This window comes from Methanoculleus sediminis (assembly GCF_001017125.1).
GTDB lineage: Archaea > Halobacteriota > Methanomicrobia > Methanomicrobiales > Methanoculleaceae > Methanoculleus > Methanoculleus sediminis.
In genome coordinates this window covers 688,913-705,641 of the sequence record NZ_JXOJ01000002.1, presented here as the reverse complement: position 1 = coordinate 705,641, position 16,729 = coordinate 688,913, and the positions used below count along the sequence as shown (strand labels likewise).

The 16,729-nt window shown below is 62.7% G+C and carries 23 protein-coding genes; 11 read left to right on the top strand and 12 right to left on the bottom strand.

What is annotated here, in order from left to right:
* Nucleotides 1–120: 120 nt before the first annotated feature.
* From SZ63_RS06290 to SZ63_RS06275, 4 genes are read left to right on the top strand one after another with little or no spacing between them, the layout of a single operon-like run.
* Complete coding sequence (locus tag SZ63_RS06290; RefSeq protein ID WP_241481264.1) at nucleotides 121–573, top strand: metal-dependent transcriptional regulator; 453 nt, start codon at nucleotides 121–123, stop codon at nucleotides 571–573.
* On the top strand, nucleotides 570–875 hold the full coding sequence (locus tag SZ63_RS06285; protein ID WP_048182762.1) for a DUF1294 domain-containing protein: 306 nt from the start codon (nucleotides 570–572) through the stop codon (nucleotides 873–875). The genes SZ63_RS06290 and SZ63_RS06285 overlap by 4 nt, the downstream gene beginning before the upstream one ends.
* A gap of 36 nt (nucleotides 876–911) precedes the next feature.
* Nucleotides 912–1,571: a hypothetical protein gene (locus tag SZ63_RS06280; protein WP_048182760.1), complete on the top strand. Its 660-nt coding sequence runs from the start codon at nucleotides 912–914 to the stop codon at nucleotides 1,569–1,571.
* Nucleotides 1,572–1,627: 56 nt separating this feature from the next.
* Nucleotides 1,628–2,551, top strand: coding sequence for a prenyltransferase (locus tag SZ63_RS06275; protein ID WP_048182756.1), 924 nt, complete (start codon nucleotides 1,628–1,630; stop codon nucleotides 2,549–2,551).
* On the opposite strand, the gene SZ63_RS06270 is transcribed toward SZ63_RS06275, so the two are convergent.
* The gene (locus SZ63_RS06270; protein ID WP_048182754.1) at nucleotides 2,541–3,614 is read right to left on the bottom strand and encodes a DUF2341 domain-containing protein; all 1,074 of its coding nucleotides are present in this window, start codon (nucleotides 3,612–3,614) and stop codon (nucleotides 2,541–2,543) included. The two genes, SZ63_RS06275 and SZ63_RS06270, sit on opposite strands and share 11 nt — an antisense overlap.
* Before the next feature lie 102 nt (nucleotides 3,615–3,716).
* Here SZ63_RS06270 and SZ63_RS06265 point away from each other — a divergent pair, with 102 nt between their 5' ends.
* From SZ63_RS06265 to SZ63_RS06255, 3 genes are all read left to right on the top strand, one after another.
* Nucleotides 3,717–4,949, top strand: a complete 1,233-nt coding sequence (locus tag SZ63_RS06265; RefSeq protein ID WP_048182750.1) for a BaiN/RdsA family NAD(P)/FAD-dependent oxidoreductase — start codon at nucleotides 3,717–3,719, stop codon at nucleotides 4,947–4,949.
* Between the two features lie 182 nt (nucleotides 4,950–5,131).
* Entirely contained in the window at nucleotides 5,132–5,680 is a 549-nt protein-coding gene (locus SZ63_RS06260) for a transglutaminase domain-containing protein (protein WP_048182747.1), read from the top strand.
* Between the two features lie 56 nt (nucleotides 5,681–5,736).
* Complete coding sequence (locus tag SZ63_RS06255) at nucleotides 5,737–6,012, top strand: pro-sigmaK processing inhibitor BofA family protein (protein WP_048182744.1); 276 nt, start codon at nucleotides 5,737–5,739, stop codon at nucleotides 6,010–6,012.
* A 7-nt stretch (nucleotides 6,013–6,019) separates the two neighbouring features.
* On the opposite strand, the gene SZ63_RS06250 is transcribed toward SZ63_RS06255, so the two are convergent.
* The gene (locus tag SZ63_RS06250) at nucleotides 6,020–6,538 is read right to left on the bottom strand and encodes a flavodoxin family protein (protein ID WP_241481263.1); all 519 of its coding nucleotides are present in this window, start codon (nucleotides 6,536–6,538) and stop codon (nucleotides 6,020–6,022) included.
* A gap of 59 nt (nucleotides 6,539–6,597) precedes the next feature.
* On the opposite strand from SZ63_RS06250, the gene SZ63_RS06245 reads away from it, so the two are divergent.
* Nucleotides 6,598–6,777: a hypothetical protein gene (locus SZ63_RS06245; protein WP_048182742.1), complete on the top strand. Its 180-nt coding sequence runs from the start codon at nucleotides 6,598–6,600 to the stop codon at nucleotides 6,775–6,777.
* 3 nt (nucleotides 6,778–6,780) lie between these two features.
* Here SZ63_RS06245 and SZ63_RS06240 read toward each other — a convergent pair whose 3' ends face one another.
* Entirely contained in the window at nucleotides 6,781–7,725 is a 945-nt protein-coding gene (locus tag SZ63_RS06240; protein WP_048182739.1) for a ketopantoate reductase family protein, read from the bottom strand.
* Between the two features lie 128 nt (nucleotides 7,726–7,853).
* Between SZ63_RS06240 and SZ63_RS06235 the strand changes: the two genes are divergently transcribed.
* Entirely contained in the window at nucleotides 7,854–8,684 is an 831-nt protein-coding gene (locus tag SZ63_RS06235) for a restriction endonuclease (RefSeq protein ID WP_048182736.1), read from the top strand.
* Nucleotides 8,685–8,686: 2 nt separating this feature from the next.
* On the opposite strand, the gene SZ63_RS06230 is transcribed toward SZ63_RS06235, so the two are convergent.
* Nucleotides 8,687–9,571, bottom strand: coding sequence for a metallophosphoesterase (locus SZ63_RS06230; RefSeq protein ID WP_048182734.1), 885 nt, complete (start codon nucleotides 9,569–9,571; stop codon nucleotides 8,687–8,689).
* A gap of 88 nt (nucleotides 9,572–9,659) precedes the next feature.
* Nucleotides 9,660–10,325, bottom strand: a complete 666-nt coding sequence (locus SZ63_RS06225; protein WP_048183744.1) for a hypothetical protein — start codon at nucleotides 10,323–10,325, stop codon at nucleotides 9,660–9,662.
* Between the two features lie 200 nt (nucleotides 10,326–10,525).
* Here SZ63_RS06225 and eif1A point away from each other — a divergent pair, with 200 nt between their 5' ends.
* Nucleotides 10,526–10,852 (top strand): translation initiation factor eIF-1A, encoded by a 327-nt coding sequence (gene eif1A / locus SZ63_RS06220; RefSeq protein WP_082122667.1) that lies wholly within the window; start codon nucleotides 10,526–10,528, stop codon nucleotides 10,850–10,852.
* 360 nt (nucleotides 10,853–11,212) lie between these two features.
* Here the strand turns inward: eif1A and SZ63_RS06215 are convergent, their stop codons facing one another.
* From SZ63_RS06215 to SZ63_RS06190, 6 genes are read right to left on the bottom strand one after another with little or no spacing between them, the layout of a single operon-like run.
* Nucleotides 11,213–11,974: a DUF7289 family protein gene (locus tag SZ63_RS06215; RefSeq protein WP_048182731.1), complete on the bottom strand. Its 762-nt coding sequence runs from the start codon at nucleotides 11,972–11,974 to the stop codon at nucleotides 11,213–11,215.
* Nucleotides 11,975–11,986: 12 nt separating this feature from the next.
* A complete protein-coding gene (locus SZ63_RS06210; protein ID WP_048182727.1) occupies nucleotides 11,987–12,436 on the bottom strand; it encodes a hypothetical protein in 450 nt (149 codons plus the stop codon).
* Nucleotides 12,414–12,788: a hypothetical protein gene (locus tag SZ63_RS06205; RefSeq protein WP_048182724.1), complete on the bottom strand. Its 375-nt coding sequence runs from the start codon at nucleotides 12,786–12,788 to the stop codon at nucleotides 12,414–12,416. Before SZ63_RS06205 ends, SZ63_RS06210 begins: the two co-directional genes overlap by 23 nt.
* On the bottom strand, nucleotides 12,776–13,303 hold the full coding sequence (locus SZ63_RS06200; RefSeq protein ID WP_048182723.1) for a DUF7288 family protein: 528 nt from the start codon (nucleotides 13,301–13,303) through the stop codon (nucleotides 12,776–12,778). Before SZ63_RS06200 ends, SZ63_RS06205 begins: the two co-directional genes overlap by 13 nt.
* Nucleotides 13,297–14,334 carry a DUF7287 family protein gene (locus SZ63_RS06195; RefSeq protein WP_241481261.1) on the bottom strand — a complete coding sequence of 346 codons (1,038 nt, stop codon included), beginning with the start codon at nucleotides 14,332–14,334 and terminating at the stop codon, nucleotides 13,297–13,299. Before SZ63_RS06195 ends, SZ63_RS06200 begins: the two co-directional genes overlap by 7 nt.
* 20 nt (nucleotides 14,335–14,354) lie before the next feature.
* On the bottom strand, nucleotides 14,355–14,915 hold the full coding sequence (locus tag SZ63_RS06190) for a hypothetical protein (protein ID WP_048182720.1): 561 nt from the start codon (nucleotides 14,913–14,915) through the stop codon (nucleotides 14,355–14,357).
* A 248-nt stretch (nucleotides 14,916–15,163) separates the two neighbouring features.
* Between SZ63_RS06190 and SZ63_RS06185 the strand changes: the two genes are divergently transcribed.
* The gene (locus SZ63_RS06185; protein WP_048182718.1) at nucleotides 15,164–15,805 is read left to right on the top strand and encodes an FmdE family protein; all 642 of its coding nucleotides are present in this window, start codon (nucleotides 15,164–15,166) and stop codon (nucleotides 15,803–15,805) included.
* A 9-nt stretch (nucleotides 15,806–15,814) separates the two neighbouring features.
* Here SZ63_RS06185 and hisG read toward each other — a convergent pair whose 3' ends face one another.
* Nucleotides 15,815–16,687, bottom strand: a complete 873-nt coding sequence (gene hisG, locus SZ63_RS06180) for an ATP phosphoribosyltransferase (protein WP_048182715.1) — start codon at nucleotides 16,685–16,687, stop codon at nucleotides 15,815–15,817.
* Nucleotides 16,688–16,729 lie beyond the last annotated feature (42 nt).

Below are 16,729 nucleotides of genomic sequence, written 5' to 3'. Positions count from 1 at the left end.
CCTTTCACGCTCTGACGGTATGCACCGAGAACAGGTTGCGTTTTCATCAAACTGGTGAAATGCTGATATGGGTTCGTCCCGAAAAGATCATATCTTTGTTGTATGAAACATATGTTCCGTATGAGACGTCGTGGATGTGCAGTAAACCTCAGCAGCAGGGTCGAGGATTACCTCGAAGCCATCCTCAACGTCACGCTGGAGAAAGGCTACGCCCGCACCAAAGACGTGGCATGCGAGCTGGACATCAGCCCGTCGACAGTCGTGGAGATGTTCCAGAAACTTGACGGTATGGGTCTTGTCGGGTACCGGCGTTACGAAGGAGTGGTGCTCTCGCCGGCGGGGCGCGAGGTTGCCGAGGTCATCAAATTCCGTCACGATACCTTAAAGGAGTTTCTGATGACCATCAACGTCCCGGAGAAGATTGCCAACGCCGACGCCTGTTATATGGAACACGAACTCCATCCCTCGACGATCCAGCAGATCCGGTTGTTGCTGGAGGCACTTCAATCTGATTCGGGGATCTGCGAACGCATCCGGCGGAACACGCCCAAACAGGAGGAACAATCTTTATGACTCCTGCTTTCGCCGCGATCACGGTCTACCTCCTTGCAAACGCCGTTGCATTCCTTGCATACTACCGCGACAAGCGGTCGGCAAAGCGTTCGGCGTGGAGGACGCCGGAGAAGACGCTCCTCGTCATCGCGTTGTTCGGGCCGTTCGGCGCCTATGCCGCGATGCGTGCCTTCCGGCACAAGACACAGAAGCCGCTCTTTAGGCTCGTCCCTCTCTTCCTCTGCCTGCACCTCGTGCTCGCCGCCGCGCTCGTCATGGGTCTCCTGCAACCCCTTATCAACGGATGGGGGTTTACAGGATGACAAAGTTATAATCAGTCCGTTGTCTCACCATATCGTATGGCATACGAGTACGGGCCGCTCTCCCGCCCGCTCGAGGAGACCCTCGCGGCGCTGCAGGAAGGGCTCATGCGTGAGTACCGCCTGGAGTACCTCCCCGCTCCCCGGCGTTCGGCCCGGCGATCGCGGCGGCTCCGGCGGATACGGGGGTGGTGCAGGGCGACCGGCCGCCTGGCGGAGCAGGCCGCTCATGTGGCACAGCGCACCCTTCCGCGCATCGAGCAGGAGACCGGGCACACCTTCCGCGGCCCGGACGGGCTTGCCCGGGTTCTGATGGCCCCCTCTACCAAACGGCTCTTTTCGGATATCCTTACCGGGTTCCCTGAAGACGCGCTCCCGATCCGTGCAAACGACCTGGCAATGCTCGGGAACTTCGCCGACGACGCCCATGCCCTTGCTCTCATCGGCGACGTCACCCTGCGGCTGAAGGTCCTCCCCGGCGAAGGCGTCGGGGCGGCAGGCCTCGCCGCCCTCTGCGATCGGTGGGGTCTTCACGAGAGCCGGATCGGTCCCGGGCCCCGCCGCTCTCCGGACGGCGGGAACCTCGAGCGGGAGAAGGAGACCCTTGCCCGGGCGGTTCTCGGTCTCATCTACGTCGAAGGGGGCGTCGGTGCGTTGCGGGCCGTGGTGTCGCTTCTCGCGCACGGCCGGGACGGATAGGGATCGGAAAAAGGCTATATACCCGCTCCTCCCATGCTCCGGCGGGAGACTCTTCCATGGACACCCGTGCCTTCCGAGATTTCATCCGGCTCGGCCGGTTCCCCTTCCTCCTCTCGGGCTTTATCCCGTTCACCGCCGGGGCGCTCCTCGCGTTCCTCCTCGGGGCGCGGTTCACCCCGGCCCAGTTTTTCGTCGGCTACGCGGCCATGGCGGCGGCGCACCTCTCCGTTCACTACAGCAACGACTACTTCGATGCCGACGCCGACCGTTTCGTCGAGACGACGCCGATATCCGGGGGGAGCGGCGTCCTCGCCGCCAACCCCGGCCTCAAACCCGCCGCGTTCCGGGCGGCCGTCGCCCTGATGGCGGTCTCGGTCCTGATCGGGTATCTCTTCGTGACCGTCTACGGTTACCCGGTCGTTTTCCTCGCCTTCGGCATCGCGGGCAACCTGCTCGGGTGGTTCTACACGGCGCCGCCGTTCGCCTTCGCCTACCATAAACTCGGCGAGGTCACGAACATGATCACTTTCGGCCTCCTGATGCCGGGGGCGGGCTACTTCGTCGCGAAAGGAACACTCGATGCCTCGTTCTTCACGTTCGCCGTTCCGCTCTGCCTTTATGGGCTCGTCTTCATCACGAGCGTCGAGATCCCGGACAGGGAAGGCGACATCGCCGGGGGGAAGCGGACGCTCGTCGTCCGAAAAGGCCGCGTCTTCGGATTCTCGCTCATCGCTCTCGCGGCGTCCCTCGCGACTGCGGCGCTCATCGTCTTCGCGCTCACCGGATTCTTCGCACCCGTGAATTTTTGGCCGGTGACGCTTGCATCATTCATCCCGCTCGGGATTGCTCTGTGGGGTTTTGCGCACCGGTGCCCCGGGCGGGCGTGCGCCCTTCCCTATGCGGTCGCGAATATCGTGGGCTACTTCCTCTTCCAGGGGCTGATCGTCGCCTACTTCGCCCTCGTTGCCGTTACGGGCTGACCGGGCCGTCCGCGTAAGAGAGCACCGGCTCGACGGGGACGTACCTCCTGACGACGACGTTGTCGGCGTAGAAGTGGTGCGGATCGCCCGAATTCCACGCGGAAGACCCGATCAGGGCGAGATAGTCAAAGACCGTATCGTTCTTGACCGGGGACCCGTCGGAGAACCGCATGGGCACGCTCCCCAGGTACTTGCCGTCCATCCAGGCATGTTCGGTGGCGTTCGGCGTATCCAGGACGACCCTGATGCGGTACCAGGTATCGGTCTCGGCCCGGGCGTCGATGGAGAAGTTGCGGTGGCCGCCGTCGTAGTGCTGCACGGAGCCGTTCCGGAGGTGGAGGGCGTACAGGTGGTCGGTCCCGTTCCAGGCCTGGATGTAGCCCGAACCGCACCAGCGCCCGAACTCACTGACCCGGAAGTCCCCCTCGATGGCAATCGGTCCGTATGAGATGTTTGCGGTACAGACCCTTCTGTCGTTGAACTCCGGGAGATCCGGTTTGGAGACGTTGATATCCCCGGCGTATGCACCGTCGCGGACGACGCCGGACTGAACCTCGGCGCTCGAACCGCAGGATGACCACCGGGAGAGTTCGCCTCTCTCGTAATCCTCGAAGAAGAGGAAGACGGCATCGGGGTCGCCGGCGTCCCGGGCCTCCGGGTTGCCGTAGAGCATCGTGATCGCCGTCGCGTTCGCCGGGAGGGCGAGCCAGACGCGGGCGTGGGAGCCGGCGGTCGCGCCCTCGATCCAGTAGGGGATAGGTGTCCCTTCTCTCTCCATAAAGCGGATGTCGGCAAAGTCCGGCCGCATCCCCGGGAGGTGGGTTGCGTTGAAGGCGACCGCAAGACCGTCGATGCCGGGAGGGTCGTCGATCGACACCGTCCGGCGATGAGCGAACACCCCGGTGGTAACGCCGCTGCCGTCCAGCCAGTACCGCGGGGTGATGTCGGCGGGCGTATCCGCAGTGGGAACGGCGGCGTGCGGGATCTCCGCAGCCGCCCCGGCACCGGCTGCGAGGAGCAGCGCGGCGATCCCTCCGGCAAGAACTATCCAGGTAGCATTCATGGTGATCCGCCCCCCGTGGGGGCCCGCTCCTATATCCGTCTAGCGGCCGCCGCACCCCAACGCTGATGCTTCGCGGGAGAGCACGGTACACCGGTTAGTGCCGTGAACGGGACCATCGCGATCATCGGGGGAGGGCCCGCCGGGCTCTTCTGCGCCCTGCAGGCGGCAGGGGAGGGGCGGAACGTCGTCGTCTTCGAGAAGAAGCCGGCGCCGGGGAAGAAACTCCTCATTGCCGGGTCGGGGCAGTGCAACATCACCCACGCGGGCGGAGTCGCCGACTTCCTCACCCATTACGGCGACCATGGGGTGTTCCTCCGGCCTGCGTTCATGAATTTCACGAACCGGGATCTCATCGCGTTCTTTGCCGATCGCGGTCTTCGCATGGAGATCGAGCCCGGGGGGAAGGTCTTCCCGGAGACCCGGAAGTCCGCCGACGTCCTCGCCGTCCTCCTCGCGGAGTGCACCGCCCGCGGGGTGGAGATACGGTGCAACGACCCCGTCCTTGCCGTCGAACGCGACGGCGACGGGTTCATCGTCCGGACGGCGAAGGCAGCCGTCCGGGCCGGTGTCCTCGTCATCGCCACCGGCGGGGCCTCCTACCCCGCCACCGGCTCGACCGGTGACGGCTACGCCTTCGCCCGGGCTCTCGGACAGCCGACAACAGAGGTTGCCCCGGCGCTTGCCCCGGTTTACGTTGAGGACTACCCGTTCGCCGACCTTGCCGGGATCTCCTTTCAGAACCTCACCCTGGCCGTCTACCGCGACGGAAAACGTGTCGGGCGGCACGCCGGCGATCTCCTCTTCACGCACACCGGGCTCTCTGGCCCGGGCATCCTCGATCTCTCCCGCTCCATCCTCCCCCGCGACGTCCTCCGGGTCACGTTCCTCTCCGGGGCGAGCGTGGAGGGGGTGCGAAAACGCCTCGCCGACGCGATCGGGGCGGGCGGGGGCCGGCAGGTAAAGACCGTCCTCTCCGATCTCGCCCTCCCCGAACGGTTCGTCCGGCGGCTGCTCGACCTCGCCGGGATTCCGGCGGGAGAGACCTGCGCCCAGCTCCGGAAAAACGCCCGGAACGCGCTCGCCACATCCCTCGCGGAGTACCCGTTCCGGGTGGAGAGGCTCGGCGGGTTCAACGAAGCGATGGCGACGCGGGGCGGAGTCGCTCTCGAGGGAATCAACAAAAAGACGATGGCGTCAAAGACCGTCGAAAACCTCTACTGCGTCGGCGAAGTGCTCGATATCGACGGCGATACCGGCGGCTATAATCTCCAGGCCGCGTTCTCCACGGCAGCGCTTGCTGCAGGGCATATCGCCGGCGTTTACGCCGCCCGGTGACCTCCGGGACCCCCGATTCTCTCGACCGTACATCATGAGATCCATCTCTCGCGGGGTGCGCGCTCGAGCCTCTCTCCTCGATCAGAAATCTGCAAATCATATATCCGCCATATATATCCCTGCCAGAAAAATAGAATGCCTAATATGGCGATGAATCCATTAAAATATATTGGGAAAATAACGTGGTTTGGAGTATTCTTAACGCGATTTTCCTTCTCTCCCTCCTCGTTCCTCAGGGATACCTGATCTATGACGGCGGAGGGGGTGATGGTGGGTTCAGCGTCGTCGAAGAAGCGGAAGCAGACGAGATCGCCTTCCTTTCCGAACCCCTCCCGGAACATGCCCTGGACACCCTCGTCGACCGGGTGGACCGGACGACGTTCGCCTGTGTCGACGGTTCCCCTCGCCTGTTTCCCGCGGGCCTCAACGCGACCCTTGCCTGCGGGGTGGGCGACTGCACCGATCTCGCGCTTCTCAGGGCGGAGATTCTCTGCCGGAACGGCGTCCCTGCCCGGCCGGTTCACGGCATCATGGTCTGGGATACGGAAGCGTTCCGGACAAACGCACTCCACGTCGAGATCCTCGGGAAGGGTGTCGCCGTCCACGACTGGGTCGAACTCGCCGACGGTCGTACGATGGGCGCTTACGAAGGAAATTCTGCTGTCAGGTGCGTGAAGATCGGGGAAGGGGTCTGTTTCCAGCCTCTCTTCGAGGCACTGGGCTACCTCTGAACGGTCTTCGCCCCTCACGCAGGAACGTTCAATACCAGGCGCGTCATACGAGCGGTATGAGCTTACTCACGGGACTCCTTGCTCTGATCCTGGTGATCATCCTTGCGTTCGTCCTCTACAAGGTCGTGAAGAGCGTGACCGGCCTCATCATCAACGCCGTCGTGGGCGTGATCCTGCTCTGGCTCATCAACCTCCTCGACCTGATGCAACTCGTCGGCCGGCCCGATATCCCGATCAACATCATCACCGTCCTGATCTGCGCAATCGGCGGGATATTCGGCGTCCTTGTCACGGTGGTGCTGCACCTCCTCGGGATACCGTTGACGCTGTAAGGAGCATCTAGACCGCCGGGGCGGCAACCGCCGTGATCGTCCGGGCGAACTCCTCGATCGCCGGGCCGAACCGCCCGGCATCGACCTCGCTCTCGACCGTCACGGCAGACGAGACGAACCGCATCCCCTTCGCCTCAAGGCTGTTCCTCACGATCTCGATGGCGTTCTCCGCCCCGGAACCGCCCATCTCCGCGAGCACCGAGAAGGGTTTTCCCGCGGCGTTCGTGACCCCGGCAAGGTACTCGTTGACGTAGGGCGGAACCTTCCGCGACCAGACGGGGGTTGCGACGACCAGAAAGTCGACGTCGGAGAGATCCGTCTTCATCGGGCGGATCGCCGCCCGCATCCCGAACATCGCCGTCATGGCTTTCCGAAACGTCCCCGCTTCCGTAACCGGCTCTATCGTCGCGAGCCTGCCCCCGACCTTTTTTCCGAGCGCCGTCGCCACCTTCTCCGTATGCCCCTCGCCGGAGTAGTATACGATGAGGATCATCACCATCACTCCGGGCGGGGTAGTGTCGATCATTCCATATAGAGCAGCAGGATGCGGAACCATCATAATCAACTGCCGATAAGATTTGGGGCATGCAGGAATACGGTCCCGGCATCGTCGGCGAAGTCCGGTTTTCCCGCCAGGACGGCGGTTATTACGTACAGCTCTACGACCGGGACGCAAATCCCGTCGGGAAGACCGGATTTTGGATGACGGAAGCAAAGGCGAAAGAGGCGGCCCGGCGGCTCGCCGCGAAGGTGGGCGGGGAGTGAGCGTCACCGCCCGTCCGGGTGCGCTTCAGCGTGGCGGACGAGGCCGGAGATGCACCGGTTGTGCGGCGTTGCGATGCCGTGGCGTTCCCCGAGGGCCGCGATATATCCGTTGAGGAGGTCGATCTCCGTTCGGCGGCCCTGCCGGAGGTCGTGATACATGGAGGGGTAGACCGCGGCGAAGTCGGGCACCTGCACGCGGAACAGGTGCGCAAGGTAGTCGTCGGCGGTCGCCCAGGGGAGCCGCACCCCTTCGGCACCCGCGACGGCGAAGGTCTCGCGGACGAGGCCGTCGACGATCTCGCGGATGTTCTCGTCGGCGGCCACCCCGACCGGGGCGCGGAGGAGAGCGCAGAGCGGGTTCACCGCGATGTTGAGGAGGGCTTTCGCCCACTTGCCGGCGCGGATGTCGGGCTCCGCCTCCACCGGGATGCCGGCGGCCCGGATGATCCCGATCAGGCGATCGAGAGCCTCGCCGTCGCCGCCGGACCAGACCCCGAGCCGCATCGGGGCGCTCTCGCTCAAGACCCGGACGTGGCCGGCCCCGAGGGTCGAGAAGTTCGTCGTCACGGTTCCGCCGATGACGGTGTCGGCATACTCGGCAATGATCTCTTCGTTTCCGATCCCGTTCTGGAGGCTTGCCGTCGGCCGGCCCCGGATCGCCCCGGCGTACTCCTCGCATATCGCCCGGGTGCCGGTGCCCTTCGCGGTGACGACGACGAAGTCGACCGCAGGCGGAACATCGGCCGGCCCTGTGACCGGTATAACCCCCCTGACGATACCGTCTCCCCAGACGCCCTCCATCAAAAGGCCCCGCTCCCGGATCGCGTCGGCATGCACCGGTCGGCAGGCCGCGTAGACCGTTGCGACCGCGGCAAGTCTTCCGGCGAGCGAGAGGCCGACCGCCCCCGCGCCGAGAACCAGGATAACCGGGCTTTGCAGAGACTCCATCTTTCCCGTAGCTGCTGTTGGATCTAAAAGACGATAACGGTGCGGTATTGTGGTGTACGCTTTAATCCCGAGTCCCGGGAATCGGATGGCGAACACTTTTCGTCCCTGGTGCCGAGGTATCGTACCTGATGAAGCACGTCACGAAGGTCGACGGTACCCGGCAGCCGTTCGATCCGCTGAAGGTGCAGCGAACGCTCCGGAACATGGGCATCGGCGCGGAGGAGGCCGAACGGATTGCCGGCGATATCGAGGAGTCTGTGCCGGACGGGGTGAGGACCGCCGCGGTCCTCCGGATGATCCGGGCCCGGGCCCGGGCGGTCCGCCCCGCCGCCGCGCACCGGACGAACCTTCGGAGAGCACTCGGCCTTCTGCGCTCGAAACCGGACTTTGAGGAGTTCGTGCGGGTTCTCCTCCGTGAGCACGGCTACCGGGTGGAGACCGGGTGCATCCTCGCCGGGCTATGCGGGGAGCACGAGGTGGATGCCATCGCAGAGAGAGACGGCGCAACCATCTTTGTCGAGGTGAAACACCATGTGAGCCATCACCGGGTGACCGGCCTCGACGAGGGCCGGATCGCCCGGGCTATCATCGAGGACCTTCAGGAGGGGTTCCGGTCGGGACGGTGCACCGTCTCGATCGACGGCGCCCTGATCGTCTGCAACACCAAACTCTCCGAGCATGCAAAGCGGTACGCCACCTGCCGGGGAATCGGGCATATCGGGTGGGACTACCCGGAGGACCAGAACCTCCGGACGATGATCGAGAAGACGCAGTCCTACCCGGTCACGATCGTCGCCGGGGTGAGGTCGTCGATCTCCACCCGGCTGGCCGCTGCCGGGGTCGTCACGGCAAAACAGGTCGCCTACGGCGACGCTGCGACCATCGCCCACGATGCGGGCATCCCCCTCAAAGAGGTGCTGCTGATCGCCGGGCGGGCGCGTGCCGTTCTTGAACCGTGAAGTCAGGCGATCGCCCGGAGTTGCTCCTCGGTCGGGTTGATGAGGACGATCTCGGGCTGGCAGTTGAACCGGAGTTCCACTCCCGCAAAACTCGAGGTGCAGACCCCGCGGGAGATGTAGGTCGGCGTCTTCCCGTCGCCGTCGAAGAGGCCGGCGAGTTCGATGACGCCGAGATCATTCAGCTGCTTGATGACCGGGAAGAGGAACTGGCCGCCGTGGGTGTGGCCGGCGAGGATGAGGTCGGCGTCCCAGTCCGCCCGGCACGAGGGTTCGTGAATGAGGTAGAGGGTGAATGCATCGGTTGCCGGAACCTCGGGCGGGTCCGCCATCCCTGCCCACCCGTCGTCGATCCCGACGATGACGATCTCCTCGCCCCCGACGGCAACGCGGGCGTAATCGTTCCTGAGGACGTGCACCCCGTTCTCTTCCAGCACTGCGGTGAGATCATCGGCAAACGGGGTGTCGGCGGAACCGTCGTTCAAGGCGGAGACGTCGTAGGCGCCGGCGGCGACCACGGCCGACGTCGAGGTGGCGAGCAGTCTCTCGATGCCCGTCGGGCCGTCGATCCCCACCCGGTAGTCGTGGTTCCCGAGCACGGCGTAGGCCGGGGCGTCGAGCGACCTCCATACCTCCTGTGAGACGAAGTCTTCCTCTTCGCCGGTGACGAAGTCGCCGCCGATCAGGACGAGCGAGGGGTTTAAGCGGTTGACCTCGCGGATCACCTCCCGGACGTGGTCGATGTTGGACGCCCTGACGTGGGGATCGGTGATATAGACGATGCCTTCGGGTGCGCCGTCGATCGAGAGGACGGTCACCTCGACGGCCCGTGCCTCCCAGGCCATGTAGCCCGTCATGGAAGGAAGCACGATAAGCATGAATATCGCCATATGTCGCGCATTAGGTGCCTTCAGGTTCACTGTATTTTATTCAACCTTCCGGATATAAATACGATCCGCAGGATCGGACCCGGGCGGGTCAGCGGCTGCGAGCCGGATCGATCGGATCCCCCACGATCTCGGAGGGTTCCGCACCGGAGGGTTGCTCGGCGAAGAGCCGGATAAATCGATGCTCTTCACCCCTCGCAAGAGCGATCGCGGCGAAGGCGGCGACGATCGCTCCCCCGGCGAGATCGACGATGAGATCCGACATAGTATCGGTGTTGCCGAGCTGGAGGCCCGTGCCGAAGACCTGGTCGACCGCAAACTCGTAGATCTCCCAGACCGCCCCCGCCGCCAGCGTGGCGGTCAGGATGAAGACGGCGATTGCCGGACCCGTCAGCCGGATCTCCCCCTGATGGTCGGCAAGGACCGCAAGAAAGAAAGCGAGAAGCGCGACGGTGACCGAGGAGACGAGGTGGGTCAGTTTGTCGTAGTAGGGCGCGAGGGTGACGTAAAACTCTCCGACGTGCCCCATGACGTGGAGATAGAAGGAGACGGCAACGAGGAGGTTGATCTCCCAGGGAAAGCAGATGCGCAGATTTTTCGTCATGAGGGACGGTGCCATCGTCAGGAGGAACGCGACGGTCGCCGAGAGCCCGAGGAAGTACTCGCCCGCCAGGATGCTCGAAGCTGCGCTCAGGAGTATGAGTCCCTGGATGATGTAGGTGAGGTAAGTCCCGCGCGGGGGGTTCGAGCATGCCATGGAGACGCTGGATGGATACTCCCGGCAGATATACATAACCGCCCCGCCGGCAATCTCCGGGGGTTGTGCTCAGGCTCCGTCGCGGTCAACCGGAGCGGGACCGCCGCTCGTTGCGCTCGCGGGAGAATATTTGATAACCTAGCAGTTGTATAAATTTGACACACAAAAGACCGGATACTCTGGAACATGGGGTTGATTAACTGACAGATCCTACGAAGCGCAAACCCGGGTCCAATGGAGGGGAAGCGGGGGATGAGGTTATCCGCGTGCGCCTGCCGAACAAGAGGAACCGGGAGATGTTCGGGAGCGCCGAACTGATGCTCGGGGCAAACCATATCAAGATCCGCTGCTTCGACGGAGTGACCCGCACCGGGCGGATCAAGGGCAAGATCAAGAAGAAAGTCTGGATCCGGGAAGGAGACGTCCTGGTAATCGTTCCCTGGAGTTTCCAGGACGAGAAGTGCGATATCGTCTACCGATACACGAAACCTCAGGTGGAGTGGCTCCGGAAGAACCGGTATCTCTGATATCCTTTTTTACTCCATACCCTCCGCCCGCCGGGAGATCGGGCACAGTACTTCGCTAAAATGGCTGAGGTAGTTTTCAAGAGGTCAATCCATTAACTTCCCTTTGCGTTCTTCGCGCCTTCGCGTGAGTTGATGGGCGAAGATACCAATACGGTCTCACGCGAAGAGCGCGAAGCCGCGAAGTGCGATGTTCCATCAGGAACAGAGCTCGAGCACCGCAAGGTGCGAAGTCCGGCCACCGAGTGCTGCCAACTCCTCGTTACCGTATTGCACGAGGCCGCATTGTTCAGTCTCGGTTGCCGAAACGACTGAAGTACTGGGGCAGCGCCCGACGATATGCAGTATTAGAGTCAAAAAAGGTTAGATGTCGTAAATCTTGATCCTGTACTCTTTTATGACGAGTTTATCGACGTTTTCCCGTTCGTAGTTATTGGGCGCGGTCCTCTGCATCCCGACCGAGGTGCCGGTCAGGTAGTTCTCCCACGCCGTCGAGTAGTCGCCCGACGAACCGCTCGTATACTCTACCGTCACGTTGCCTCCGGGAACAGGTATCGTCTGCGTACTCGAATCTTCCAGGCTCATCCTCACCGTCGTCATCCCGGACTTCGCCATATACGTGTCGGCGGTGACGTTCATGATGTAGATGACGAACGTCCTCTCGCTCAGTTCGTCGTCGTAGAACCATCGCGGTTCGGCAAGCATCGCCGACCCCGCCGCCCACTCCTGGCGCATCATCACCGCACCGTTCTCGAGGGTGATCACCCCGGTGCCCCGGTCGGAGCGGTAGGTCAGGGCGCCCAGGTAGTAGTCCTGCTGGAAATCGGCAGTGCCGTTCGTGACGTTGATGAAACCACCGTAATCACTGGCGTTGATCACCTCGAACGTTCCGCCGCTCACCTGGAGCGATGTCTCCTTGTAGGGCACGTTCTTGAAGCAGAGGCTCTTCATGTCGTTCTGGATGACGATCATCGCCCGCTCCATGTTCCTTACGTCGGTGTTGCTCTGCTCCTTGACGAGCACCGGGTAGCCGTAGAGCGTGACCAGCCCGATGCCGCTGATGACGATCCCGAGGATCAGGACGAACCCGATCGCCTCCGATACCGCCTTCTCATTTATCTTCACGGATATCTCCTCCTAAACCCCGCTTGAGTTATACTGGATCATGTTCCATCCGGCGCCGGTGGTGTTGCCGGTCACGCCCCTCGTCGCTCCGACGCCGGCGATGGCGATTTTGCTCTGGATGCCGCCGCCCTGCACCTGGATCTCCTGGCTCGCCCCCGTCATGCCCACGTTCACGAAATAGTCCGCCCCGGCCACGTCGTCGGGGATGTCGAACTTCGTCGCGATCGTCCCGTTGCCGGGCGCGATAACGTAAAGGTCGACGATCCGGGTGCTGACCCCGTTCCCGATGTCTACAAAGGCGTGGTAACGGAGATTGTTTGCCGGCCCCTCCATGAAGACGGCGTTGACGGTGAAGATCATGACGACCATCAGCAGGAGGAGCATGCCGCTGACGATGACGTACTCCATCAGCCTCGTGACGCCCTCCTCGTTCGGCGGTTCAGTAATACACGGTCTCATCATACTTCGTCACCCCGTTGTAGTAGTGGATGGTTATCGGGTACAGGTCGCGGCCGGAGACCTGCACCTTCGGCCCGACCGAGAAATCGACCAGGGAGTTCTTCCTCTCGAGCGATATCGCGATGATATCTTCTTGCACTCTCGGATCCCCGGGATAGGGGAATTGATCGACGTAGTCGAACACTGCCGTTCGCAGGTCCTGAATGTCGTTCTTCGGGAACTCGAGCACTCCTTCCGCGGTCGTCTGCCCGACGAGCGCCGACTGGTTGATGATCAGCGCGAGGAAGAACAGCCCCACGGCGACGAGAAGCCCCATCAGGACGATCCACTGGCCGTCCTCGTTCATGTACGCCATAGCAGCACCTCCAGAAGAACGGCTTGCGGGCGGTTGTCGATGTCCGTTACTGCCATGGGAAGGTTATCAGGTCTCTCCGGGAGCTGGACCCATCGGGTGACCCGGACAGCGTTTTCGCGCCCGGTTGCGTGGTCTTCCTCGTCGAGAACGTATGATCTGACCGTGCCGGTATCCCGGTCGTGGAAATAAACATAGGCGTTCATCTTGAGGTCGTCACCGGAACCTGCCCGCATGTTGCAGTAGTCGCGGAACATAGCCCTGAAACTGGTTTTATCCGTTGCGAGAATGTAGGTTACGAGATCGCTCTCCTGGCTTTCGTCGTCTTCTTTGGAGTTCGGCGTATCCATCATCGCGAGGACGTCGCTCCCGAGCTGCTCGAGCTGCATGTCCGGGATGTGCGTATCGCCGGGGGTGTAGATGCTTGTCGTGCTGATGACGATGTACGCGGTGAGCAGCATGATGATCCCGGCCGCGACACCCTCCATCGTGTAGAGCTGTCCTCTATCGTTCACCATATCGCCACCTCCAGAACCCCGGGCTTCAGGTCGGGGCGGGTGACGTTTGTCGGGTTGTAGTCGTAGTGGTGGATGCCGGTGATGTGGGTTCGCACAGGATCGTCATCGAAGTTGAACCGGATATCCAGGATGCTGTTCTGGTCCAGGGTGAAGAGTGAGGTGGCCGCCGGTTTCAGCACCAGGGATATGTTGTCGAAGACTTCGACCCCTCCCGGCGGCGCGAGGCTTTTTAGATTCCCGTCGAGGGAGAGGGTGTAAAGACCGGGGTCCATCGTATTGTAGGTGAACGGAATACGGGTGAACCGCGGGCTCGGTCTCGTCGGATCCATCTTCCAGAACGTCACGTTCTTGAGCGTCGCGTTCGTGGTACTCGGTTCGGTCATGTTCAGAAATGCGTCGAAGTCCGTGATCGTCACGTTCACCGGCTCGGTTCTCGGGTCTATCCTGTAGGCCGGATCGACGGATGGGTCCAGCAGCTGGCTGAAATTGAGCCGGACGATGAATTCCTGATCCGCGGAGGGGGCGGAGGTGGCCTTGTACTGCGGCACGAAACTCGTGTCGATCACCGCCGCTCCCGGCTCTTTGATCTTCACCACACGGCGGATGTAGCCGTGGCCGGAAGGAGGGGCGTCGCCGACCTGCTTGACTTCGCTACCGCTCCGGAACAAGAAACTGTAAGAGTAAGGGATGTCGCCGAAGATCGCCCTGTCGCGGTAGTCGTCTTCGGTGAAGAATGAGTCGTTGAAGAACTTATCTACCTTCGTCGAGAGGAGGATGTTCGGAGTCTCCTTCGAGACCGCGAGCCCCATCCGCTCGATCTCGTCCTTATAGGCTTCAGTCTTCATCTCCCATGGCGGGTATACCGGCCAGCCGGGATCCTCCACCAGGATCACCCCTGTGCGGTAGGCAACCGCGTCGTAGTCGATCTCGCTGCTCTCCAGACCCGCGAGGAGCCCTGGAACCATGCTCACCACCATGATCAGGGCGAGCATGAAGATCGTGAACCCCACGAGGAAGTCAAGCGACATCATGCCGTCATCGGTTGCCGGTTTTATACGATCGCCTCCCCGTTATCTGCCCGGAACGTGAGAACCTCTACCCCCGCATTCGAACGAATCGTGATGGTGTAGACTCCCTCCGCGAGCATGACATCGACCGTGCTCGCATCGAGGCGCACCATCACCGGCCGGATCGCCTCTTCCTGCGCCGCGAGGAGCGCCTCCGGGGAGAGGATCTCGGTCATATTCACCTCCCCGTCGGGCAGGGGAGCACGGAGCGAGGTCTCCCTCCAGCCCGTGACGCCGGAGGTCAGCCAGCGCCCCTCTTCGCCGTCCTCAAAACCGATGGCCCAGGCGGCTGCCCGCCCATCGAGTGTTACGCGGTTCCCGAGCACCTGACGCATCGAGGTGCCGGTGAGATTCAGGCCTCCTTCGACGCTGAGCACATCGAGTTCCGCGAGAGCTTCGGTGAGGGTGTAGCCCTCCGGCTCCGGTAGATCGATGGAGGTGATGCCGCCGCCGGGCGGCGGCGAGGATGTGCCGAGACAGCCACACGCGGTGCAGAGGATACAGACTGCGGCAAGCAGGGCTAGAACTCCCCCGGGAACTCTCATGTAAAGCAGTCATTATACCCGAGGGCATATAAATAACCACCACTCTTGTATCTTCAAAGATTTGCCCATAAATCGGGATATTGGAAACGTGCAGAGAACCCAATGCAAAAATATTTCGTTTCGCACGCGGACTCGCTGGCCGGAGTGGTTCCGCCCTTATATGCCGGGCGTACCGGGCCGCGGGTTCCGGCGCGCTTCCGTAACATATATCCGAAAGTTAGTAACAACACCTGATGCAGGGTAAGCATATGTGTACTACCATTCCCCCCGGCACGCCGGGAGAAACACGCGACCGGTTCGCCGAAGCAGCCGCCTTTCACGGCCACGTCTGCCCCGGTCTCGCGACGGGCTACCGGGCGGCAGAGGTCGCCCTCGCGCGGCTACGCTCCGGGCGCTCGGAGGACGAAGAACTCGTCACCATCGCCGAGACCGACGCCTGCGGCATCGATGCCATCCAGGTCCTGACAGGCTGCACCGCAGGAAAAGGGAACCTCCTTTTCAAGGATCACGGCAAGCACGCGTTCACGTTCATCAACCGCAACACCGGGGCCGCAATCCGCGTGGTGCCGAACCCGTCGTTCAACATCGACTCGCTCGACCCCGAGCTTGCGCCGCTTCGGGCGCGGGTGATGCAGGGGATCGCGACCGATGCGGAGCACGCCGAGTTTCACGAGCGGACGGAGAAGATTGTCGAGGCCATCATGAAGGCGCCCGCCGAGCAGCTCTTCATTGTCCGCGAGGTCGATGCCGAGATCCCCGAACGGGCCAGAATATTTCGATCGGTGCCGTGCGCGAAATGCGGCGAGATGACCGCCGAGTCCCGCGTCAGGGTCGAGGACGGAAAGTTCGTCTGCTACGCCTGCTCGCGGGAGTATTCCCGGCACCTGTGAGACCACCCCTCACCGCACTATTTTTGCGATCGGGATCTCGAGGATGTCTTCGGCGCCCGCAGCCTTGAGCGGCGGTATGAGGCCGTTGACGAGCCCTTTCTGCACCACCGTCTGGATACTGAAGTAGTCTATGCCGTGCAGCCTGCCGACGGTGGGCTTCTTCATCGCCGGGAGGACCTCGATGACGCGATCGAGCGCGGCCGAGGGCACGTTCATCGTCAGGAGCACCTGGTGACGCGCCTCGATCACCCCGAGGAGGAGGGTCGTGATCTCGTCGATCTCCCGCCGTTTCTCCGGGTCATAGAGGGATTCGCGGTTCGCGAGGAGCGCGGTGTGCGACTCCATGATCTGCCCGACGATCTTCAACCCGTTCTTCTTGAGCGTGCTCCCCGTCTCGGTGAGGTCGACGACGACGTCCATCAGGTCGGGAACCTTCGCCTCGGATGCCCCGTAGGACGGAAAGAGGCTGACCGGAACCCCGAGGTCCGTGAAGAACCGCTCCGTGATCCGTGGATACTCGGTCGTCACCCGGCTCTCCGGGCGGATGGCGGCGACGTCCTCTATCGGCTCGTCCCGGTGGACCGCGACCACGATCTTGACGTTCCCGTCGCCCGTCTTGCTGTAGGAGAGGTTTGCAACCTCGGCGACGTCGGCACCGCTCTCCTGCACCCAGTCGAGCCCCGATATCCCGAGGTCGAAGTAGCCCATCTGGACGTAGAGCGGGATCTCCTGCGGGCGGAGGATCTTCACCTTCCCGATCCGGGGATCGCTGATCCGGGGATTGTAGTCGCGGTCGGTTCGCCTGACCTCGAGGTCCGCCTCCTTGAAGAGCTGGAGCGTCTGCGCTTCAAGGCTCCCCTTCGGGAGCGCAATCGTGATCATAAGAGGTGATCGGGCAGAAAATGAGTTAAAGTTGGTGATATG